The organism is Serratia sp. GW822-FHT06D09, from assembly GCF_058799515.1.
Window position 1 is genome coordinate 649,695 of record NZ_JBXALO010000002.1, and the last position, 21,443, is coordinate 671,137.

The following is a 21,443-nucleotide window of genomic DNA, read 5'->3' on the forward strand; positions in this document are numbered from 1 at the left end:
CGGCTTGCTACGCTGGTGTTTAGTCAGCTGCTTAAACTATGAGCCATAAACATGAACCATCCATTTATCATGTTGTCGGAAAGCTGAATAATCCATTAATATGGATTTAAATGATTTGAGCACACGAATAGGGGGGGATGTGCTAGTTAATATATTATCCAAAAAACCACGCGCCGCGAGCGTACGTTGGTTAGGTGCGACCGTATTGTTCACGCTGTTTACTTCGCCGGCATGGGCTTTTTCTATAGATGATGTGGCCAAGCAGGCGCAGGATCTGGCAGGAAAAGGCTTCGAAGCCCCGAAGAGCAACCTTCCTTCTCAATTCCGTGAGATGAAATTCGCGGATTACCAACAGATTCAGTTCAATCACGATAAAGCCTATTGGAGCAAACTGAAAACCCCTTTCAAGCTTGAGTTTTATCATCAGGGGATGTACTTCGATACGCCGGTGAAAATCAATGAAGTCACCGCGACCAGCGTAAAACAGATCAAGTACAGCCCGGACTACTTTAACTTCGGTTCGGTAAAACACGATCCGGAGTCGGTAAAAAACCTCGGTTTTGCCGGTTTCAAGGTGATTTATCCGATCAACAGTGCGGATAAGAACGACGAAATTATGAGCCTGCTGGGCGCGAGCTACTTCCGCGTGGTAGGTAAAGGGCAGGTTTACGGGCTTTCCGCACGTGGCCTGGCGATTGATACTGCGTTGCCGTCCGGCGAAGAATTCCCGCGTTTCCGCGAATTCTGGGTTGAACGTCCGAAGCAGGGCGACAAGCATCTGGTAATTTACGCGCTGCTGGATTCACCGCGTGCTACCGGGGCTTACCGTTTTGTGGTTTATCCGGGCCGCGACACCACCGTGGACGTTGAGTCCAAAGTGTTCCTGCGCGACAAAGTCGGCAAACTGGGCATGGCACCGCTGACCAGCATGTACCTGTTCGGGCCGAGTCAGCCATCGCCAACCCTGAACTACCGTCCGGCGCTGCATGACTCCAACGGTCTGTCTATCCATGCCGGTAACGGCGAGTGGATCTGGCGTCCGTTGAATAATCCGAAGCATCTGTCCGTCAGCACTTACCAGGTCGAAAACCCGAAAGGTTTCGGTCTGCTGCAGCGCGGCCGTAACTTCAAGGATTACGAAGATCTGGACGATCGCTACGATCTGCGCCCAAGCGCCTGGATCGAGCCACGCGGCGACTGGGGCAAGGGCAAGGTTGAGCTGGTGGAGATCCCGACAGCGGATGAAACCAATGACAACATCGTTGCTTTCTGGACGCCAGACGTTCTGCCGGACGCCAAAACTCCGCTGGCGTTGAGCTATCGCCTGCATTTCACCCGTGACGAAGACAAACTGCATTCGCAGGACATTGCCTACGTCAGCCAGACCATGCGTTCAACCGGTGACGTGAAGCAGTCCAACCTGATCCGCGAGCCAGACGGCAGCGTGGCATTCCTGGTTGACTTCGTTGGCCCGGTACTGAAAGGCTTGGACGGCGCTACGCCGGTTGCCTCTCAGGTGAGCATCGGTGACAACGGTGAAATGGTAGAAAACAATGTCCGCTATAATCCAGTGACCAAAGGCTGGCGCCTGACGCTGCGTCTGAAAGTGAAAGACGACAAGAAGCCGGTAGAAATGCGCGCAGCGCTGGTCAATGGTGATAAGACCCTGTCGGAAACCTGGAGCTATCAGCTACCTGCCAATGAATAAGCCTACTCAACTTGCCCAGGATTATCTTGCGGCAATGCCTCTGACCGCTGAGCGGTCAGAGGCGCTTAAACCACAGCCGGGGGCGGATGACGCCCAGGCTTTTGAGGCGCTGCATCGCAAGATGGGCGCTGATGATGCCAACGTCAATTCGCTGTCTGCCGATGACGTCACGCTGGCCTCGGTCAAAACACGAATCGAAGACGCCTGGCCGGATGCGGTTAGCGACAAAGATTTCGATACCGACGTGGAAGGGCGCAGCATTCTCAAGGCTACGCCGCCAATCAAACGCACCAGCATGTTCCCGGAAGCCTGGCGAACCAACCCGGTAGCGCGCTTCTGGGATTCTCTGCTGGGACGCACGCCACACAACCGTCACGCCTCCAAAGAGGAAGCCGCGGCGGAAAACCGCTGGCGCGTGGTCGGCTCGATGCGTCGTTATGTGCTGTTGGTGCTGATGCTGGTGCAGACCGGCATCGCCACCTGGTACATGAAAACGATTCTGCCGTATCAGGGCTGGGCGCTGATCGACCCGATGGCCATGTGGGATCAGGATCTGATGCAGTCGGTGCTGCAACTGCTGCCTTATGTGTTGCAAACCGGCATTTTGATCCTGTTCGCGATCCTGTTCTGTTGGGTCTCGGCCGGTTTCTGGACTGCGCTGATGGGCTTCCTGCAGTTGCTGATCGGCAAAGACAAATACAGTATTTCTTCCACCATCAAAGGCGATGAGCCGATCGACCCGACGCATCGCACCGCGTTGATCATGCCAATCTGTAACGAAGACGTCGAGCGCGTGTTCGCCGGCCTGCGCGCGACCTATGAGTCCGTCGCGGCCACCGGCCAGCTCGAGCATTTCGATATCTACGTGCTGAGCGACAGCTACGACCCGGATATCTGCATGGCGGAACAGAAAGCCTGGATGGAACTGTGCCGCGACGTAGATGGCCATGGCCGTATCTTCTATCGCCGTCGCCGTCGCCGCGTGAAACGCAAAAGCGGCAACATCGACGACTTCTGTCGTCGCTGGGGTGGCGAATACAGCTACATGGTGATCCTGGATGCCGACAGCGTGATGAGCGGTGAGTGTCTCACCGGTCTGGTGCGCCTGATGGAAGCCAACCCGAACGCCGGTATTATTCAGTCTGCGCCGAAAGCATCAGGCATGGATACGCTGTATGCCCGCGTGCAGCAGTTTGCCACCCGGGTTTACGGGCCGCTGTTTACTGCCGGTCTGCATTTCTGGCAGTTGGGTGAATCGCACTATTGGGGCCATAACGCCATTATCCGCGTGAAGCCGTTTATCGAACACTGTGCGCTGGCACCATTGCCTGGCGAAGGCTCTTTTGCCGGCTCCATCTTGTCGCATGACTTTGTGGAAGCCGCGTTGATGCGCCGTGCCGGTTGGGGCGTGTGGATTGCTTACGATCTGCCGGGCAGCTATGAAGAACTGCCGCCGAACCTGCTGGATGAGTTGAAGCGTGACCGTCGCTGGTGCCACGGTAACCTGATGAACTTCCGCCTGTTCCTGGTCAAGGGCATGCACCCGGTACACCGTGCGGTGTTCCTGACCGGTGTAATGTCCTACCTGTCGGCACCGCTGTGGTTTATGTTCCTGGCGCTGTCTACCGCACTGCAGGTGGTGCATACCCTGATGGAGCCGCAGTACTTCCTGCAACCGCGCCAGCTGTTCCCGGTGTGGCCGCAGTGGCGTCCTGAACTGGCGATAGCGCTGTTCTCTACCACGCTGGTGCTGCTGTTCTTGCCTAAACTGTTGAGCATTGTGCTGATCTGGGCGAAGGGTGCCAGGGAGTACGGCGGCGGTATACGCCTGTTCCTGTCGATGCTGATGGAAATGCTGTTCTCGGTGCTGCTGGCGCCGGTGCGCATGCTGTTCCACACGGTATTCGTGGTCAGTGCCTTCCTGGGTTGGGAAGTGGTATGGAACTCGCCACAGCGTGACGATGATGACACCCCTTGGGGCGAAGCCTTTAAACGCCACGGTTCACAGATGCTGCTCGGTCTGGTCTGGGCTGGCGGTATGGCCTGGCTGGATCTGCGCTTCCTGTGGTGGCTGTCGCCAATCGTCTTCTCGCTGATCCTGTCGCCGTTCGTTTCGGTCTTGTCGAGCCGTGCGACGTTAGGTATCAAGAGCAAGCGCGCCAAGCTGTTCCTGATCCCGGAAGAGTACTCTCCTCCTCGCGAACTGGTGGCAACGGAAGAATATCTGCAGCTTAACCGTGAACGCGCACTGAGCAATGGCTTTATGCACGCGGTGGTCAATCCGTCATTCAACGCATTGGCGACGGCGCTGGCTACTGCGCGTCACCATCTGCGCGGTGCCATCGAGCGTAATCGTGAAGAGCGAGTGAACGAGGCGTTGGAGCTGGGGCCGGAGAAGCTGGTGAAAGGCAAACGTCTTGAGCTGCTGAGCGATCCTGTCGCGCTGTCGCGTTTGCATCAGCGGGTTTGGCTACTGCCGCAGGGCGCCGCCTGGCGCGAGTTTTATCAGCAACTGCCGCGCAATGAGCGGGCTCATCCGGTGGGTCAGCGTTAAAGGCTGATCGGGTGACCTGAACGGGGAATACGCATAGCGTGTTCCCCGTTTTTTTTGGTATTTGGCTTACGCAACGCCGACAAACTCGCGTGAAAAACTGTGTTAAAATTCGCGCCGGGCGTTGTGGCCCCACAAAACAAACCCGGGGCAAAAATCATTTTGGTGAATCTCTCTTCTCTTCTTCGTCTGGTATTGCTGGTGGCAGGAGTCACGGCGTTAACCGGCTGCGGCAGTATTATCAGTCGCACAGTGCCGGGGGCCGGGCACGGCCATCAATATTATCCGGGCGTTCAGTGGGATCTGCGCGATAGCCCCTGGCGGTATATCACGGTCATTGATGTGCCGCTGTCGATGGTGGTAGATACCTTTATGCTGCCGTTTGACGCCCAACACGGCCCCTACGAATAAGCTAATCCCCGGTAGCAAATACCACCAGTTGGTAACCCTGATCACCACAGCGGAACGGAGCCAGCGCCGTCATCTGCAAGCCCTGTACATGGGCCGCCAACGAATGCGGGTTACTGTCGTCAATAAAGAGCGCGCCAACGTCGAACTCCTTGCGGGTACGCGCCTTGACGGCGGCGTAGAGCTGCTTCAGCACGCCTTTGCCACGCCAGGCGCTGTCAAGGCACACCGGACCATATAGAAACACCCGCTGCTCACTCAGTGGCCGTCCCTTGAATGATTGGCCGGCCAGCGTGTCCAGCATTGCATCCACCACCGGCGGGTGCGGTTGCGCATTCGTTGGCATCAGGCAGACAAACCCGGCCAGGGCTTCACCTTCGACCGCCACCAGAATGCCCAGCCCCTGGTTAATGCTTGTGAGCTGCGCTTCATTCATGCGCGAGACGATAAATCCCTGGCGCTTTTGGCTGTCGCTCAAGTTTGCCGGGGTGTTTTGTGTTTGCAGTTGCAAAATCGCGGGGAAATCTTCGGGACGCGCCTGGCGGATAATCATGCAGCCTCTCAGAAAATCATAGGGTGAAGGGCGGGGGATTGTCTGCTCCCGCCCGTGATCATTCAACGCTCATCCCACTCGTCGGCGGCTGTTTGGCCCTCTTCGGTATCCAACGGCGGATCGAGCTGGAAGTCTCCTTCTTCCCACTCGTGCAGCGTATTTTCCTCAATCCATTCGGCGCTGATTTCGACTTCGTCATAATCCCCGTCGAAAATAGCCTGAGCGGCAGCGCCGCTGCGTAACGTCAGGCATTCGACCGATTCGCCTTCTTGTTCAAAGAATTCGGCCTGCCACATGATATCACCATCAAGCATCACGTATTTTTGCAGATTGAACTGTTGCGGCACCGGCGGTTCGTCGTCGTTACCGCCTTCGGCAGACTCGATAAACTCCTCGCGCGCCGCTTCAACGGCTTCTTCCAGGGTTGCATACAGGCTCATATTTTTCTCCAGTCAGGATAAGCATTGCTCAGGGCTGGGTGCGCCGAAGCGCCATGACAAACGTCAGAAGTAATTGTTGCCGCACTGGCGCAGGATGCAAATTTTTTTGTTGTCCGTTTCGCGACGATGGTTGTCCGCTAAGCGGGAGCAGGAGGGATCACGGCAGGAAATAATAGGGCATTGCTTATTACCGCCAGGAGAGTGCCATGTTAACCGACCCTTCAATCAAATACCGTCCGTTCCCGCCCGTGACCTTGCCGGATCGCCAGTGGCCGGGCCGCACTTTGCAGCAGGCACCGCGCTGGTGCTCCAGCGATCTGCGTGACGGCAATCAGGCGCTGGCGGAACCTATGGATAACGCCCGCAAACACCAGTTCTACCAGATGCTTCTGGCGTGCGGGTTCAAAGAGATTGAGGTGGCGTTTCCTTCTGCCTCGCAAACGGACTTCGATTTTGTCCGCTCGCTGATTGATGAGCAGTTTATCCCGGATGACGTCAGTATTCAGGTGCTGACCCAATCGCGAGACGATTTGATCGACCGTACCTTCGACGCGTTGCGTGGTGCACCACGTGCCATCGTGCACCTGTATAACGCTACCGCACCGATGTTTCGTGAAATCGTCTTCAAACAGGACAAGGCGGCAACGGTAGCGCTGGCGGTTAATGGCGCGCTGCGTATTCGACAGCAGTGCGAGCAGCAGCCGGAAACGGCATGGACCTTCGAATATTCACCGGAGACTTTCTGCTTTACCGAGCTGGAGTTTGCGCTGGAAATCTGTGAAGCCGTTGCCGATGTCTGGCAGCCTGGGCCGGGGCGGCCGATGATCATCAACCTGCCAGCCACGGTGGAGGTCAGTACGCCGAACGTCTACGCCGACCAGATTGAGTGGTTCTGCCGCCGTTTCAGTCAGCGCAACCGGGTGACCATCAGCGTGCATCCGCATAACGATCGTGGCACCGGAGTGGCCTGCGCCGAGCTGGCAATGCTGGCCGGTGCCGATCGGGTAGAAGGTTGTCTGTTCGGCAACGGTGAACGCACCGGCAATGTCGATCTGGTGACGCTGGCGCTCAACCTGTATACCCAGGGCGTTGCGCCGGGGCTGGATTTCAGCCAACTGAAGCAGGTGGTGGAGGTAGTTGAGCAGTGTAACCAACTGCCGGTTCATCCGCGCCATCCTTACGCCGGTGAGTTGGTGTTCACCGCCTTTTCCGGCTCTCATCAGGATGCGATTAAAAAAGGCTTTGCCGCCCAACAGCAGAGGCAGGACGGTCTGTGGCAAGTGCCTTATTTACCGCTCGATCCGGCGGACGTCGGCTGTAGCTATGAGGCGGTGATCCGGGTTAACAGCCAGTCGGGCAAAAGCGGCGCTGCCTGGTTGTTGGAGCAGAACCATGGGTTGTCGTTGCCGCGTGGATTGCAAATTGATTTCAGCAAGGTGGTGCAGCAGGCGACCGACGGCAGCGGCAAAGAGATGACCACCGCCGAGCTGTGGCGGCTGTTTAGAATCAGCTATGGTTTGGTGGAACAACCGCGACTGCAGTTGCTGAGCTATCAGACCGAAAGCCACAGCATCGAGGCTTATAGTTTCAGCGCCAGGGTGTTGTTCGAAGGGCAACAGCAACGGCTGCTGGGGGTAGGGAACGGTTTGTTGTCCAGCGCGGTGGATGCGCTGCGCCAGCGCTTTGGCTTGAATTTGGCGATAGAGGACTACCATGAACACACGCTGGGGCATCAGAGCCAAAGCCGTGCCGTGGCCTATATTCGCTGTACGCTGGCGCACGGTGAGGCGGCTTATGGGGTCGGCATCGACGTCGATTCTGCCAGCGCTTCCCTGCAGGCGTTGTTCAACGTGGCTGCGCGTTATTTAGCGAAATAAGTGCTGGGTGCAACGCCCAGCTGGCGGCGGAACATGGCGCTGAAAGCACTGGGGCTGTCATAGCCCAAGTCCAGCGCCACTTCCAGCACCGAATGCCCGGCGGCCAGGGCATTCAATGCCGCCAGCAAACGGGCGCGGCGCACCCAGTCGCCAAAACGCAGCCCGGTTTCTCGTTGAAAACGTCGTGACAGCGTGCGGCCGCTGACGTTGATGTAACCAGCGGCCTGTTCTAACTCCCAGGGGTGTGCCAGCGATTGCTGAATATGCCGGCACAACCTTAATAGGGCATCGCTGCGCGGTTCGGGCAAATTCAGCGGCAGGATTGGCAGCACACGCAGTTCATCCAGGATCAATTCCATGATCCGTTCTTCACGACCTCCCGCCGGATAATCCGCCGTAATGTCCATCGCACAGATAATCAGCTCACGCAGCAACGGGGATATTTGCACCACTTCGCAGCTTGCCGGCAGGTCGGCTCGTGCCAGCGGATCGACTAACAGCGCTCTTGCCGCCACTTTACCGGTGATCTGCAGACTGTGTTCTACGCGCGCAGGCAGCCAAACGCCACGCCCTGGGGGGACCACCCAACTGCCCAGACGAGTATTCACTTGCACTACGCCGCTCAGGCTATGAATCAACTGTGCACAGTCGTGGTAATGGAGCGGTTCGAACTCGCCGTGCTGATAATCTTTGGCGACCGGCACAATCGAGCGGTTCGCGGGCACAGCATCATGAAAAAGCAGCATTTCTTGGGGCATCCCCGGTCCACGGAAAATCATAATGGCAGCATGCCACGCCGATACCTTTCATACCAGCCTCTGGTACGGCGAGGCGTTATAGTCTATAAATAAACAATATATAATTTAGTAAATTGTTTGGAGGGAAGATGGATATCGACAGTATGCGGCAGGCGGCAACGCAGGCCGGGGCATTGCTGCGGGCGCTGGGCAATGAAGATCGTTTACTGCTGCTGTGCCAACTCAGCCAGGGCGAGATGTCGGTGGGGGAGTTGTCACAGGCGCTGGAGATCCGCCAGCCGACGCTTTCGCAACAGCTTGGGGTATTGCGTCAGGAAGGGCTGGTATCAACGCGGCGCGACGGTAAACAAATCTACTATGCCGTTTGCGATCGGAAGGCGCTGACGCTGCTTAATACTTTATATCAACTCTTTTGCCCGGCACGGGAGGAGAGGCCATGACCGTCGACTGGTTGCATTTTACCCCGCTGTCCGCGCTGGTCGGCGGGGGGATAATCGGCAGTGCGGTGGCGCTGTTGTTGCTGTTTAACGGCCGCGTCGCCGGCATCAGTGGCATTACCGGTGGCCTGCTGACGCCGCAGGGCAAAGAGAAAGGCTGGCGGGCCGCATTTCTTGTCGGGTTGCTGATTTCGCCCTGGCTGTATCGTATCGCCAGGCCTTTACCGGACATGCCGGTTGACGGCAGCAGTTTATGGCTGATCGCCGCCGGGATATTGGTCGGGCTGGGTACTCGCCTGGGCGGAGGCTGTACCAGCGGTCACGGTGTTTGCGGCGTGGCGAGATTGTCTCCGCGTTCGTTAGTGGCCACGGCGGTATTTATGCTGTTGGGGTTTATTACGGTATGGGCCGTCCGCCAGTGGGGGGGAGTTTAACGTGATGTACCGATCCGTGTTTGCCTTACTGAGTGGCGCCATCTTTGGCCTTGGTCTGATCGTCGCCGGAATGGCCAATCCCGCCAAGGTGCTGGCCTTTCTCGATGTCACCGGCCACTGGGATCCGTCACTGGCCCTGGTGATGGTGGGAGCGATTGCGGTGGCGGCACCGGCGTTCTTTTGGGTTCGCCGCCGACCACGTACCTTGTTGGGTGAAACAGTACAACTCCCATCTTCCCAACGCATCGACCGCCGCTTATTGGCAGGCAGCGCGCTGTTTGGCATCGGGTGGGGAATGGCGGGCATCTGTCCCGGCCCGGCCTGGGTGCTGGCCGGTGCGGGCTCGTCAGCCGGCTGGCAGTTCGTTGCGGCAATGCTGGCAGGAATGGCGTTGTATGAAGTTATTCTGTTTTGGAGAAAATAATGCCGATAGCTAACGCGGTGTTGCGCATTGCCCGCCCGACCGACAGGTTACAGGAGATTGCGACCCTGTACTGCCAGGGCTTGGGCTTCGAACGGCTGGGTGAGTTCCGCGATCATCAGGGTTTTGATGGCGTAATGGTCGGGCACCCGCAACGGGGTTATCACCTTGAGTTTACTCATCATCGGGGAGTGGAGGTGCGGCAGGCGCCGACGCAGGATCATCTGCTGGTGTTTTATCTGCCGGATGAACAGGAGTGGGTTACAGGATGCAAACGCATGCTGACCGCCGGTTTTCGGCGCGTTGCGGCCTACAATCCCTACTGGGATGCCCATGGGCAGTCGTTTGAAGATCCGGACGGTTACCGGGTAGTGTTGCAACAGCAGGTGTGGGGGCAATAAAAAAGCCAGCGCACCGGACGCTGGCTGAAAGGGTCAAGCGAAAAGGCTATCAGGCGTTGGTCGCCGGTTTCTGCGCGCTTTTACCCTGAGTATTTTCCATCATGCGACGGATAGGGACGATCAACAGGGTCAATACCGCGGCACAAATCAGCAGCGCAATCGAGCAGCGTGCGAACAGGTTAGGCAGCATTTCCAGTTGGTCGGCCTTAACATGGCCACCGATCAGGCCGGCAGCCAGGTTACCCAGCGCGCTGGCACAGAACCACAGGCCCATCATCTGGCCGCGCATTCTTTCCGGGGCCAGCAGAGTCATGGTCGCCAACCCGATTGGGCTAAGGCAGAGTTCGCCCAGCGTCAGCATCAGGATACTGCCCACCAGCCACATCGGCGACACACCGGCACCGCCGTTGCTCAGCACGTTCTGCGCAGCCAGCATCATCAGGCCAAAGCCTGCTGCGGCGAACAGAATGCCGATAACGAACTTGGTGATGCTGCTCAGGCGTACCTTGTTACGTGCCAGCGCAGGCCATGCCCAGCTAAATACCGGTGCCAGCAGGATAATAAACAGGGCGTTGATTGACTGGAACCACACCGCCGGGATCTCGAAATCGCCGATCATACGGTTGGTGTAGTCGTTGGCGAACAGGTTGAACGAGGTCGGTTTCTGTTCGAATGCGGACCAGAAGAAGGCGGCTGACACCAGCAGGATAAAGCAGACCAGCAGGCGGGCACGCTCTTTGCGGCTCAGGCCGGCAAACACGAACAGATAAATAAAGTACAGGGTCACCGAGGCGGCAATCACGTAAACCAGCATGCTGGCTACTGCTACCGGGTTAATCACGATGATGCCTTGGGCAATCAGGGTGATAACCACCGCCACGCCGACGGCTAACGCCAGCAGCCAGCGACCGACGCCGTTTTTCTTGGCGACCGGGCTGTTCCAGGTGGAGTCCAGGCCGACTTCGCTGTCATAGCGTTTCATCGCCGGTACCGCAAAGACGCGGAAGATCACCAGCGCCACCAGCATCCCGATCCCGCCGATGCCGAAGCCCCAATGCCAGCCGTGGGAACGGATCAACCAACCGGAGATCAGCGGGGCGATGAACGAGCCCATGTTGATGCCCATATAAAACAGCGAGAAACCTCCGTCGCGGCGGTTGTCGCCTTTCTTATACAGCGTGCCGACCATCACCGAGATACAGGTCTTGAACAGCCCAGACCCCAGCACGATAAACATCAGGCCGATGAAGAACAGGTTATTGCCCATGACGGCAGACAGCGCGATCGACAGGTGGCCCAGCGCGATCAGAATCGAGCCGTACCACACCGCTTTCTGCTGGCCAAGCCAGTTATCCGCCAACCAACCGCCCGGCAGGGCAGCCAGGTACATGCTGCCAGCGAAAATACCGACAATCGCCGAGGCGTTTTCACGTGCCAACCCCATACCGCCGTCGTACACGGTGGCGGCCATGAACAGGATCAGTAATGGGCGAATGCCGTAAAACGAGAACCGCTCCCACATTTCGGTAAAGAACAGGGATCCGAGCGGATAAGGATGGCCGAAGAAGGTCCGGCTTTCTTGTTTATTAACAGAGGATTGCATAACGTCTTCCCAATAAAATGCGCCGCAATGATGCAGCTTATACTGTGGTATGTATGTGTATTTAAGGAAGGTGATCCACCCAATGTGGATTACCCGACAAAACCGTTGCTGCAGCGCCCGTTAACCGTGGAAAGCGCGTTAGCCTTTTTTCACTTGGCCAATGATTTACAACTGGCGTGATATTATTTAACCATTTGATAACTGGATGATGGTTTTGTCTAGTCCCTGTATCCCATTTTTTAGATGAAAAGTCGACAAACATCTCCTTTCCTGGTTTTTATGTTGGTTAAGGCGGGATTGTTATTGACAGCTGGTTTATTGCGCTAAAAGTTAATTATCTGTTCAAAAACATGGAATTACATTGAGATTATTCTTATGGGAATAGGGTGAAGAGGCACAGAGGGTATCAATACTAAAAGTAAGGTAAACAGGGACTCGGCTCTGTTTGAGCACAGAACTGGTGATAAATACGGCTATTGCTCTTCTTGCAGGGTGTCTTCACGCATTCGCGTCGGGCGTCGTTGCAAACACCACCAGGAATAAATTGCATTGAACAGCACCACCATTGCGGTCACGCAGAACACCGCCCGGAAGCCGTAACTGGCAGAAACCGCTGCGCCCATCAGCGGGCCGCTGACGTTGCCTATATCCCGGAATGACTGGTTATAGCTAAAGATCCGGCCGGCCACCTGATTGGTGCAGTTATAAATCAACAGTGTTTGTACGGCCGGCAGCAGTGCGCCATCGGCGGCGCCAAGCAGGAAGCGCAACACGCCGAGCTGCCATGGGGTTTGCACAAAGGCCATGGGGATCAGCAACAGCACCGATACGATTAGCATAAACACCAGAATGCGCTCCGGACCTATCCGGTCGCCCAGCTTGCCTAACCGCGGTGCGCTCATCAGCGCGGCGACGCCGGGGACAGAAGCGATCAGGCCGCTGACAAAGGCCAGGTTATGGATATTGCCGGCCAAATCGCGCACGTACAGCGTCAGAATCGGCGCAATGGATCCTGTGGCAACCTGAATAATCATAGTGGTCACAAACAGACTGAGGATAAGCTTGGGGCTTTTCAGCGCTGCGAAAACCTGGCGAGCATGCAGCATGTCTTTCTTCTGTACCGGGGTGAATTGTTCTTTAACGTACAGCAGCGTTAAAACAAAGCAGGCCAACAGCACGCCGGCGGTGATGTAGAACACCGGTCGCAGGCCGTACTGGTCGGCCAGTAAACCGCCGATCAACGGGCCAATCAATGCCCCGCTGACGCCGCCGGTGGACAGGGTGCCCAGCGCCCAGCCGCTGCGATTGCGCGGTACCTGGGTGGCAATCAGCGCGTTGGCGTTGGGAATAAAGCCACCGAGCAGGCCCAACACCGCGCGCAACGCCAAGAACTGCCAGATATTCTGCGCCATACCCATTAAAAGCATCACAATCGACATGCCCAGCGCCGATCGCAACAGCATCAACTTACGCCCGCGGCGGTCGGCCAGACCGCCCCAGAAAGGGGAAGCAATTGCTGAAAACAGGAAGGTGATGCTGAATACCAGACCGGACCACATGTTCAAGGCTTCGTGACCGGTAACACCGAGGGTTTCTACATAGAGTGGCAGGAAGGGCATGATCAGGCTGAACGCGGCACCGGTCAGGAAGCACCCCAGCCAGGTGACGAAAAGGTTGCGTTTCCAGTTGATGGGTTCTGGTGCCGAAGCCATAAATTCCTGCTGCAAAAGGAGGAGCGCTTTGCGCGTGTGCACAGGCAATGGGGCAAAGCAAAAAAGTTAGCCTGGTAAGTATGCGCTTAATTATAGGCGGCATCAATCGATGTGGCAGGGGATATTCTGAAAATGAAATAAAGTTTTAAAAATTGAATATAGACAGTATTCCGCGCTGTGCGCGCGGAAAAAAGCTTACTTAAAGCCCGGCGAGCAGTTCAAAACCGCTGGAGGTTGTCGAGAGGGCTACGTCGGTTATCTCATAGTGAGCCACGGCATTGAAGGGATCTTGCGCCACGATGGTATCCAGCTGTGAACGATCTATCCCTTTCACCAGGATCACACCACCGGTGCGCGGGTTTTTGCGACCGGAGGCGATAAAGGTGCCGTCCTGGAAGTATTTTTTCAACCAGGCGATGTGCCCCTCGAGGTGGCTGTCGACTTCTTCTATCGGGCGATGGTAGGTCAGGCTAACGATGTACATAACGGCTCCAGGATGAACGACGAAGGCTTTACCATCCCACCGTTGCCGTCGTTTCTCAAGATCTGCGGCATAAAAAACTAACCCGCCAAATGGCGGGTCAGAAGTCAGTAGAGTGAAGGCTCGCCTTCTGGGCGGGTCTTGAAGCGACGGTGTAGCCACATGTATTGATCCGGTGCCATCAGGATCTCTTTTTCGACCACTTTATTCATAAACGCAGCGGCCTCGAGCTCATTATCCAGCGGGAAGTTTTCCACCGCCGGCTGCATAATCAGCTCATACCCTTTAGCGTCCGGCAAGCGGCGTGGGGTAAAGGGAATAATGGCCGGTTTGCCCATTCGTACCAGCACGTAGCTGCCGGTGGTGGTGGCGGCTTTTTCAACGGCGAACAACGGGGCGAACACGCTGCTGCGCGGGCCGTAGTCGTGGTCCGGAGCGTACCAGATAATATCACCCTGTTTCAGGGCCCGGATCATGCCTTTCACGTCTTTGCGGTCCAGCATGGATTTGTTGGAGCGCATGCGGCCCCAGGTTTGCAGCCAGTCCATCAGCTTGTTGTCGTGCGGCCGATAAACGCCGATGCCCGGATTGTGAATGCCAAAGATGCGGGCGCCCAGTTCCAGCGTCAGAAAGTGCAGACCGATCAACAAAACGCCCTGATGGTTGTCACGTGCTTTTTGAATATGCTCCAGTCCGCTGACTTTGAACCAACGCTCGATACGCCAGTTCGGCCAAAACCACGCCATGCCGGTTTCAAACAGCCCCATGCCGACGGATTCAAAATTCTGTACCACCAGCGCATCGCGCTCGGCCTGTGGCATATCCGGGAAGCACAACACCAGGTTACGTTGGGCAATCGCCACGCGGCGCTTGAGAAAACGCATGGAAAAACGGCCAAGTCGAGTGCCAAGACGATAAATAATCGGGTAAGGCAGCAAGACCAATAAGTAGAGCAAACCGATACCGAACCAGGTAAGCCAATAACGCGGATGCAGTAAAGAACGATTAAAAGAGGGAACTTGAGTCATGTGTTCTCAGCTTAGAAGCAGTCATTTAATGATAATAACAGAGTGATAGTATGGCTGACATCCAGAAGAGATTTGGCCGTCTATCCATTTTCTGCCGTTTATAACCGAGTATTGTGGCACTTTTATCACGCAACGTGAAAAAACACCGCATTAAAACATAATTTTTAGTGATGAATGGACATGATTTGGCGATTAATTGGGCTGATGCGCTCAAAAGGATAAGGTTGGCAGTCGTGGGCGGCGTATAATTTTGCCCAAATTTTTAGGGGGATGTATGTTGGCTTCATGGTTAAGTGCGGGTTTATTAGTCTCAGGAGCACTGTTGGGCAGCGTTGGCGCACACCTGCAGTTAAATCCGTTACTGCTGGTGGCAGGTGTCGCATTGCTGGCAGGTATCGTGATTTCCGGTTTTACCGAATGTCGGGGCAGAGGCTGAGCATCTACCCCAGAATCATCAGTCGTTTTTGAACAACCCTTTCAATACGTGCGGTTCAGAACGCCAATATTGCGGTGGCGCGCTGACCTTCTCGCCCAATTTGGCGGCGGCGTGCCATGGCCAACGTGGGTTGTAAAGGATACCGCGCGCCAGCGCCACCATATCCGCCTGCCCGGTGGCGACAATCGCTTCCGCCTGTTCCGGCTCGGTGATTAACCCCACGGCAATGGTCGGCAGCCCACTTTCCCGCTTGATGGTCTCGGCGAACGGCACCTGGTAATTCGGCCCCACCGGGATTTTCTGCAATGGCGAAAGGCCACCGCTGGAAACATGGATGTAGTCGCAACCCAGCTCCTTCAGTGCTTTTGCCAAGGCTACCGACTGCTGTTCATCCCAGCCGCCCTCGACCCAGTCGCTAGCGGAAATACGCACGCCAAGCGCTTTTTGTGCCGGGAATACGGCGCGCACTTCATTGTAAATCTCCAGCAGTAGACGCATGCGGTTTTGCAATGAACCGCCGTACTGGTCGTTACGTTGGTTAGACAGCGGTGACAGGAACTGGTGTAGCAGATAACCGTGTGCGCCATGCAGTTCAATCAGTTCAAAACCTAGCCGATCGGCGCGTTTCGCCGCGGTAACGAACTGCGCTTTCAATTGTTCAATTTGTTCCAGGCTCATTGCTGCCGGAGAGGCATCATGCTGGGTGAAGGGGATGTCCGAGGCGGACAGCGTCTGCCAGCCGCCGTCTGCCCTGTTCAGTTGGCCCCCACCGGCCCAGGGAACGGCACAGGATGCTTTGCGCCCGGCGTGGCCGAGCTGAATGCCCAGTGGCAAAGTGGCGTGTTTTCTTACCGCTTGTACCACTTCTGCAAGCGCCTGTTCCGTCGCGTCGTCCCACAGGCCGAGATCGTTGGGGGTGATGCGTCCTTCGGGGGCGACCGACGTGGCCTCGACAATCAACAGGCCTGCGCCGGACAATGCCAGATGACCGAGATGCATCGTATGCCATTCGGTGGCCTTGCCGTTATCGGCGGAGTATTGGCACATCGGTGCGATAACTATACGGTTGGGCAAACTCAGTTTCCCCAGCGTAATCGGGGTAAATAGCTGACTCATGACGTCCTCCAGGTCCGTGGTAAAAATGGGATAAGCTCCCTTAAGGCTTATCGAGATTTGTGAGCGACGTCAAGCTTCCAGCCTTTGTTATCACCGGTGCGTTAATGCTGTTTTGAGCTACATTTTCGGGTATTATGTGCGCCGCGCGTGGGCCGGCGGCCGGCGCGCATCAAAATCAGTCACCTCCGAAAGACAGGAAAGTACACCATGCCAGTGTTACATAACCGAATTTCTAACGAGGAACTGAAGGCGCGCATGCTGGCGGAAACCGAACCGCGCACCACAGTTTCTTTTTATAAATACTTCACCATCGACGATCCCAAAGCGTTTCGCGACAGCCTCTACGTTCAGTTCGACAAGCTGAAGGTGTTTGGCCGCATTTATGTGGCGAAAGAGGGCATCAACGCGCAAATCAGCGTACCGCAGAACAAGTTCGAGGCGTTTAAAGCCGCGTTGTTTGCCTCGCATCCGGCGTTGGATCAGGTGCGTCTGAATATCGCACTGGAAGACGACGGCAAATCCTTCTGGGTACTTCGCCTGAAGGTGCGCGATCGCATCGTCGCCGATGGCATTGATGATGAAAGCTTCAACCCAGCGAATGTCGGTGAGTATTTACAGGCCGATCGCGTAAACCAGATGATTGACGATCCGGATACGCTGTTTGTCGATATGCGTAACCACTACGAATATGAAGTCGGCCACTTCGAGAACGCCATCGAAGTGCCTTCAGATACTTTCCGCGACCAGTTGCCGATGGCGGTCGAGATGCTGCAGGACAATAAAGACAAAAATATTGTCATGTATTGCACCGGCGGTATTCGCTGTGAAAAAGCCAGTGCGTATATGCTGCATAACGGCTTCAAAAACGTCTATCACGTGGAAGGCGGCATTATTGAGTACGCGCGCAAGGCGAAAGAGCAGGGGTTACCGCTGAAGTTCGTCGGCAAAAACTTTGTGTTTGACGAGCGCATGGGCGAGCGGATTTCTGACGATGTGATCGCCAATTGCCACCAGTGTGGTGCACCCTGCGATACCCATACCAACTGCAAGAATGACGGCTGTCACCTGCTGTTTATTCAGTGCCCGAGCTGTGCTGCCAAGTTTGAAGGTTGCTGCAGCGAGATCTGCCGCGAAGAGCTGAAGCTGCCGCGTGAAGAGCAGCGTGCACGCCGCGCCGGCCGTGAGAATGGCATCAAGATTTTCAATAAGTCGAAAGGGTTATTGCAGACCACGATGCATATTCCGGCACCGGAAGAAGATAAAGGCTCAGCCAGCTGAGCCTGAAATAAGCGCGGCGTTCTTGCCGCGCTTTTGCATTACTTCACGCGAACGCCTTCCACGGAAATAATCAGCTCTACGTCCTGAGACGCCGGGCCGAGATCGGTAGTGATGCCGAAGTCTTTAAGCTTGATTTTACCGTTGGCTTCGAAGCCGGCACGGTAGCCGCCCCAAGGGTCATTGCCTTGACCGATCAGTTTAGCGTCCAGCGTTACCGGCTTGGTCACGCCGTTCAGCGTCAGGTTACCGACAACCGCATAACCTTCGCCGTTCTTTTTCACTTCGGTGGATTCAAACTTGGCTTGTTTATTCTTTTCGACGTTCAGGAATTCTGCGCTGCGCAGGTGTTTGTCGCGCTCAGCGTGGTTGGTGTCGACGCTGGCGGTGTTGATGGTGACGCTAACCTTGTCCTTGGACGGATCTTTTTCGTCGAAGGTGAAGCCGCCGTCAAAGTCCTTAAAGGTGCCGTACAGCCAGCTGTAGCCCAGGTGCTGGATGCGGAATTCGATAAAGGCGTGCTGGCCCTGTTTGTCAATTTTGTAGTCGGCAGCCAGCGCGGAACCAGCGCTCAGCAGCAGGGCACCTGCGGTCAAGCCCAGTACGGTTTTCTTCAACATAGCAATCTCCATAAGTCCAAAGGTTAATCGGCGCTGCTACCCAGCATCCGTTTCAAAGTAACATCACGATCAACGAAGTGATGTTTAAGCGCAGCCAGAGCGTGCAGTACTGACAGCACCACGACGGCCCAAGCCAGGTAAAGATGAATGGTACCGGCGGTATCGGCCTGCTCCGCCATGCCTGTGGCGGTCGCGGGGATATCGAACCAGCCGAATACGCTGATTGGTTGACCGTCGGCGGTCGAAATCAGATAGCCGCTAATCAGGATACTGAACAGCACCACATACAGCGCCAGATGGGCCAGAATCGCACTGACGCGCGTAAAACGACCGTAGCTGGCCAGCGGTTTGGGCGGCGGCGAAACAAAACGCCAGATCACCCGGACCACCATCACGATGAACAGCAGCGTGCCGATACTTTTATGAATTTCCGGTGCCTGGTGATACCAGACATCGTAATAGCCCAACGTGACCATCCATAGGCCCAGGGCGAACATGCCGTACACCGTCAGCGCAACCAACCAGTGGATCAACACTGAAATATGACCAAAGCGGTTGGCGGTATTTTTCCAAAGCATGGTGTTTCCCTACTTTCAACATTTTCTGGCTGCAATAATTAAACTTTAAGAAACATAAAATCAATAATAAATTTAACTATGTTACTTCTTTAAAATATTAATCAGTGAATTTGGCTGAGATAGCGTCAGGTTAATCAGTGAAATCGTTGAAGGTAATAATTGTGATTGTGTATTGTTGGATTGTTATTGATTGAAAAATAATGGTTTTATTTATTATTGTCAGCTTTTGTCATTTTACGTAAATAGCATGAGTTGTTCTGGCGAATAAATCGCTAGTCAAGTTTGTCGATTATTTCCAGTCAATGTTCCGCAAAAGTGGGACGTTTATTCATACAGCAATACCTCTGCGGCAGGACAACAGAGTTTGCTAACATAAGACACATCGGATGGCCCGCAGGGTCACACCATTAACACAAAGGAAATGTCATGGGCCGAACCCTGTTGACCGATCGAAGCCTGCGTCTGGCTATCTTGTTGGCAATGTTGGTCATTATTCTCGCCGGCGTCAAAGCGGCTGCGGATATCGTGGTGCCATTCTTACTGGCGGTGTTTCTCGCTATGGTACTGAATCCGCTGGTAACGCAGCTAGAACGCTGGCGTATACCGCGCGTGCTTGGTGTGACTTTACTGGTGGTGCTGGTCGTGGTGGCGTTAATGTTGTTCATCGGCATATTGGGCGCATCGCTGAACGAATTTGCCCGTTCGCTCCCCCAGTACCGCGGCATGATGATGGAAAAACTGAGTGAGCTGCAGCATTACGCCGATCGCCTCAACATCACCATATCCCCCGAAGCGATGCTGCAGTATGTTGACCCCAGCTCGGCGATGAATTTGATCACCCGCCTGTTAAGCCGTTTCTCGGGGGCCATGACCAATATTTTCCTGTTGCTGATGACCGTGGTATTTATGCTGTTTGAAGTGCAGCTGTTGCCTTACAAACTGCAGCAGGCGCTGGATAAACCTAGCGAAGGCATCGCCAATATTCGGCGTGCGTTAGACGGCGTCACGCGTTATCTGGTGATCAAAACGGCGATCAGTCTGGCAACCGGCGTCATCGTCTGGGGATTTTTGGCTGCGGTCGACGTGCGCTTTGCCTTTATTTGGGGGCTGCTGGCGTTTTTGCTGAATTATATTCCCAACATCGGCTCGGTGATCGCCGCGGTTCCGCCACTGATCCAGGCGCTGCTGTTTAACGGTTTTGGTGATGCGCTGGTGGTAGCCGCAGGTTTTATCGCGATCAATCTGGTGATTGGCAATATGCTGGAGCCGCGCGTCATGGGGCGAGGACTTGGGTTATCGACGCTGGTGGTTTTCCTGTCGTTGATCTTCTGGGGCTGGCTGATGGGGCCGGTAGGGATGTTACTGTCGGTGCCGCTGACCATTATTACCCGCATTGCCCTGGAGACCACCGAAGGGGGACATAAATTGGCGGTTATTCTCGGCGATGGTCAGCCAGGCAAACCGGTTACTCCGGAGTAAAGAAGACTTTCCCCTGGGTTTTGCTGTCGGCGGCGTGTTGCAGTGCCAGTTTATAATGCCGCAACGGATAAATAGCCGCCGGACTTTGCAACACCAATTGGCCGCGTCTCACCAGATTGAACAGCTGTTGGAATGCCGCCTGCCACTGCACCGCAGTTGCCTGTGCGTTCCATTTGCGCAGGTGAAACAGGGAAGTGCGAAGCCGGAGTTGGCGAGAAATATACTGCCAGTCCACCTGCCGGTTGCCGAGCAACCCCAGGGCGACAAAATCGCCGGTCACGCTGACCGAAAGTGCCAGATGCAAGCCATCTTCACCGCCGACGCAGTCGATCGCGGCACGCGCCGCATGGCCCGTTAGCTGTTGCAAACGATATTGCTGCAGTAATTGTCCTTCTATAACCCGCCAGGCACCGGCATTCAGCAGCGCCTGGCGATGGGTGGGATTACGCACCACAACCACCAATCTGATACCGCGCAAAGCCGCCAACTGGCAAAACAGCAGGCCGATCGCCGAACCGCCGCCGTTAATCATCAGGATGTCCCCCGCGTTTAGCTGCAACCATTGTGTCAGTAATACCCAGCAGGTCAGTGGATTAATGTAGATTTGTGCCGCAGTGGCGTCGTCGATGTCGTCCGGTACCCAAATGGCTTTGGCGCTATCGATCGTGACAAAGCTTTGCCAACTGCCATTGCCCATGACGGTGAGCGCGCGTCTGTCGGTAGGTTGACCGCGAGGATCAACCGCGACCCCAACCCCTTCGTAGCCAGGAACCTGAGGCAGGAGAGTACGGTGTGCATACTGACCATAGATGGGAATCAAATCGGATGGATTTATTGGTGCGTAGCGCATCTGCACTAGCAGTTGATTGGGCTGCAGTGCAGGAATGACGGCATCTTCAAGGGCAATCACCTGTTCCGGTGAACCGAATCGGCTAAAGCGCAAACGGGGAAAAGTCTGCGGCATGGGGTTAAGGCATAAAGAAGAAATAGACATCCAGCGCCAACAGCACCAGCCACAGGCAGATATACAGCACCAGATGTTCGCGGACGTTGTTGACGATCGCCGACAGTATTTTGTTTAGCATTCTCAGCAGCCAAAAGATAAGGACGGGCTGATTATAGTATTT

At 55.5% G+C, this 21,443-nt stretch carries 23 protein-coding genes; 11 read left to right on the top strand and 12 right to left on the bottom strand.

Features of this window, described 5'->3' with window-relative positions:
- The first annotated feature begins 139 nt into the window (after nucleotides 1-139).
- The 3 genes from AC1RKG_RS06790 (at nucleotide 140) to AC1RKG_RS06800 (ending at nucleotide 4,670) form a co-directional block, all read left to right on the top strand.
- A complete protein-coding gene (locus tag AC1RKG_RS06790) occupies nucleotides 140-1,708 on the top strand; it encodes a glucan biosynthesis protein G (protein ID WP_020826302.1) in 1,569 nt (522 codons plus the stop codon).
- The gene (mdoH, locus tag AC1RKG_RS06795) at nucleotides 1,701-4,262 is read left to right on the top strand and encodes a glucans biosynthesis glucosyltransferase MdoH (protein WP_493182445.1); all 2,562 of its coding nucleotides are present in this window, start codon (nucleotides 1,701-1,703) and stop codon (nucleotides 4,260-4,262) included. The genes AC1RKG_RS06790 and mdoH overlap by 8 nt, the downstream gene beginning before the upstream one ends.
- Nucleotides 4,263-4,424: 162 nt before the next feature.
- Nucleotides 4,425-4,670, top strand: a complete 246-nt coding sequence (locus tag AC1RKG_RS06800) for a YceK/YidQ family lipoprotein (RefSeq protein ID WP_104410961.1) — start codon at nucleotides 4,425-4,427, stop codon at nucleotides 4,668-4,670.
- Nucleotide 4,671: 1 nt separating this feature from the next.
- Here AC1RKG_RS06800 and AC1RKG_RS06805 read toward each other — a convergent pair whose 3' ends face one another.
- Together AC1RKG_RS06805 and AC1RKG_RS06810 are read right to left on the bottom strand one after the other, a co-directional pair.
- Entirely contained in the window at nucleotides 4,672-5,220 is a 549-nt protein-coding gene (locus AC1RKG_RS06805) for a GNAT family N-acetyltransferase (protein ID WP_115059163.1), read from the bottom strand.
- A gap of 62 nt (nucleotides 5,221-5,282) precedes the next feature.
- A complete protein-coding gene (locus AC1RKG_RS06810) occupies nucleotides 5,283-5,660 on the bottom strand; it encodes a MysB family protein (protein WP_020826306.1) in 378 nt (125 codons plus the stop codon).
- A 206-nt stretch (nucleotides 5,661-5,866) separates the two neighbouring features.
- Between AC1RKG_RS06810 and leuA the strand changes: the two genes are divergently transcribed.
- Nucleotides 5,867-7,537 carry a 2-isopropylmalate synthase gene (leuA, locus tag AC1RKG_RS06815; RefSeq protein ID WP_493182447.1) on the top strand — a complete coding sequence of 557 codons (1,671 nt, stop codon included), beginning with the start codon at nucleotides 5,867-5,869 and terminating at the stop codon, nucleotides 7,535-7,537.
- On the opposite strand, the gene AC1RKG_RS06820 is transcribed toward leuA, so the two are convergent.
- Nucleotides 7,522-8,283: an AraC family transcriptional regulator gene (locus AC1RKG_RS06820; RefSeq protein WP_046373925.1), complete on the bottom strand. Its 762-nt coding sequence runs from the start codon at nucleotides 8,281-8,283 to the stop codon at nucleotides 7,522-7,524. The genes leuA and AC1RKG_RS06820 overlap by 16 nt on opposite strands.
- Before the next feature lie 140 nt (nucleotides 8,284-8,423).
- Between AC1RKG_RS06820 and AC1RKG_RS06825 the strand changes: the two genes are divergently transcribed.
- The 4 genes from AC1RKG_RS06825 to AC1RKG_RS06840 are packed head-to-tail and all read left to right on the top strand — an operon-like array spanning nucleotide 8,424 to nucleotide 9,988.
- Nucleotides 8,424-8,735, top strand: a complete 312-nt coding sequence (locus AC1RKG_RS06825; RefSeq protein ID WP_046373924.1) for an ArsR/SmtB family transcription factor — start codon at nucleotides 8,424-8,426, stop codon at nucleotides 8,733-8,735.
- Nucleotides 8,732-9,166 (top strand): YeeE/YedE family protein, encoded by a 435-nt coding sequence (locus AC1RKG_RS06830; RefSeq protein WP_493182450.1) that lies wholly within the window; start codon nucleotides 8,732-8,734, stop codon nucleotides 9,164-9,166. Before AC1RKG_RS06825 ends, AC1RKG_RS06830 begins: the two co-directional genes overlap by 4 nt.
- 4 nt (nucleotides 9,167-9,170) lie before the next feature.
- A complete protein-coding gene (locus tag AC1RKG_RS06835) occupies nucleotides 9,171-9,590 on the top strand; it encodes a DUF6691 family protein (RefSeq protein WP_493182578.1) in 420 nt (139 codons plus the stop codon).
- Nucleotides 9,590-9,988, top strand: coding sequence for a VOC family protein (locus tag AC1RKG_RS06840; RefSeq protein ID WP_493182452.1), 399 nt, complete (start codon nucleotides 9,590-9,592; stop codon nucleotides 9,986-9,988). The genes AC1RKG_RS06835 and AC1RKG_RS06840 overlap by 1 nt, the downstream gene beginning before the upstream one ends.
- A gap of 49 nt (nucleotides 9,989-10,037) precedes the next feature.
- On the opposite strand, the gene AC1RKG_RS06845 is transcribed toward AC1RKG_RS06840, so the two are convergent.
- From AC1RKG_RS06845 to AC1RKG_RS06860, 4 genes are all read right to left on the bottom strand, one after another.
- Complete coding sequence (locus AC1RKG_RS06845; RefSeq protein ID WP_020826313.1) at nucleotides 10,038-11,591, bottom strand: peptide MFS transporter; 1,554 nt, start codon at nucleotides 11,589-11,591, stop codon at nucleotides 10,038-10,040.
- Between the two features lie 473 nt (nucleotides 11,592-12,064).
- On the bottom strand, nucleotides 12,065-13,303 hold the full coding sequence (gene mdtG, locus AC1RKG_RS06850; protein WP_048762076.1) for a multidrug efflux MFS transporter MdtG: 1,239 nt from the start codon (nucleotides 13,301-13,303) through the stop codon (nucleotides 12,065-12,067).
- A gap of 199 nt (nucleotides 13,304-13,502) precedes the next feature.
- Complete coding sequence (locus AC1RKG_RS06855; RefSeq protein ID WP_020826315.1) at nucleotides 13,503-13,787, bottom strand: YciI family protein; 285 nt, start codon at nucleotides 13,785-13,787, stop codon at nucleotides 13,503-13,505.
- A gap of 104 nt (nucleotides 13,788-13,891) precedes the next feature.
- Nucleotides 13,892-14,812, bottom strand: a complete 921-nt coding sequence (locus tag AC1RKG_RS06860) for a Kdo(2)-lipid IV(A) acyltransferase (protein WP_044549768.1) — start codon at nucleotides 14,810-14,812, stop codon at nucleotides 13,892-13,894.
- 274 nt (nucleotides 14,813-15,086) lie between these two features.
- Here AC1RKG_RS06860 and AC1RKG_RS06865 point away from each other — a divergent pair, with 274 nt between their 5' ends.
- Nucleotides 15,087-15,248 (top strand): histidine kinase, encoded by a 162-nt coding sequence (locus AC1RKG_RS06865; RefSeq protein WP_122078576.1) that lies wholly within the window; start codon nucleotides 15,087-15,089, stop codon nucleotides 15,246-15,248.
- 18 nt (nucleotides 15,249-15,266) lie between these two features.
- Here the strand turns inward: AC1RKG_RS06865 and AC1RKG_RS06870 are convergent, their stop codons facing one another.
- A complete protein-coding gene (locus AC1RKG_RS06870; RefSeq protein ID WP_142815517.1) occupies nucleotides 15,267-16,364 on the bottom strand; it encodes an NADH:flavin oxidoreductase/NADH oxidase in 1,098 nt (365 codons plus the stop codon).
- A 207-nt stretch (nucleotides 16,365-16,571) separates the two neighbouring features.
- Between AC1RKG_RS06870 and trhO the strand changes: the two genes are divergently transcribed.
- A complete protein-coding gene (trhO, locus tag AC1RKG_RS06875) occupies nucleotides 16,572-17,642 on the top strand; it encodes an oxygen-dependent tRNA uridine(34) hydroxylase TrhO (RefSeq protein ID WP_427690116.1) in 1,071 nt (356 codons plus the stop codon).
- Nucleotides 17,643-17,680: 38 nt separating this feature from the next.
- Here trhO and AC1RKG_RS06880 read toward each other — a convergent pair whose 3' ends face one another.
- The gene (locus AC1RKG_RS06880; protein ID WP_493182455.1) at nucleotides 17,681-18,259 is read right to left on the bottom strand and encodes a YceI family protein; all 579 of its coding nucleotides are present in this window, start codon (nucleotides 18,257-18,259) and stop codon (nucleotides 17,681-17,683) included.
- Nucleotides 18,260-18,282: 23 nt separating this feature from the next.
- Nucleotides 18,283-18,837, bottom strand: a complete 555-nt coding sequence (locus tag AC1RKG_RS06885; RefSeq protein WP_046373919.1) for a cytochrome b — start codon at nucleotides 18,835-18,837, stop codon at nucleotides 18,283-18,285.
- A gap of 426 nt (nucleotides 18,838-19,263) precedes the next feature.
- Between AC1RKG_RS06885 and AC1RKG_RS06890 the strand changes: the two genes are divergently transcribed.
- Nucleotides 19,264-20,316: an AI-2E family transporter gene (locus AC1RKG_RS06890; protein WP_020826322.1), complete on the top strand. Its 1,053-nt coding sequence runs from the start codon at nucleotides 19,264-19,266 to the stop codon at nucleotides 20,314-20,316.
- Here AC1RKG_RS06890 and AC1RKG_RS06895 read toward each other — a convergent pair.
- Nucleotides 20,303-21,280, bottom strand: coding sequence for a zinc-dependent alcohol dehydrogenase family protein (locus tag AC1RKG_RS06895; protein ID WP_493182457.1), 978 nt, complete (start codon nucleotides 21,278-21,280; stop codon nucleotides 20,303-20,305). The two genes, AC1RKG_RS06890 and AC1RKG_RS06895, sit on opposite strands and share 14 nt — an antisense overlap.
- Nucleotides 21,281-21,284: 4 nt before the next feature.
- Entirely contained in the window at nucleotides 21,285-21,401 is a 117-nt protein-coding gene (locus AC1RKG_RS06900; protein ID WP_012006315.1) for a DUF2770 family protein, read from the bottom strand.
- Between the last annotated feature and the right edge of the window lie 42 nt (nucleotides 21,402-21,443).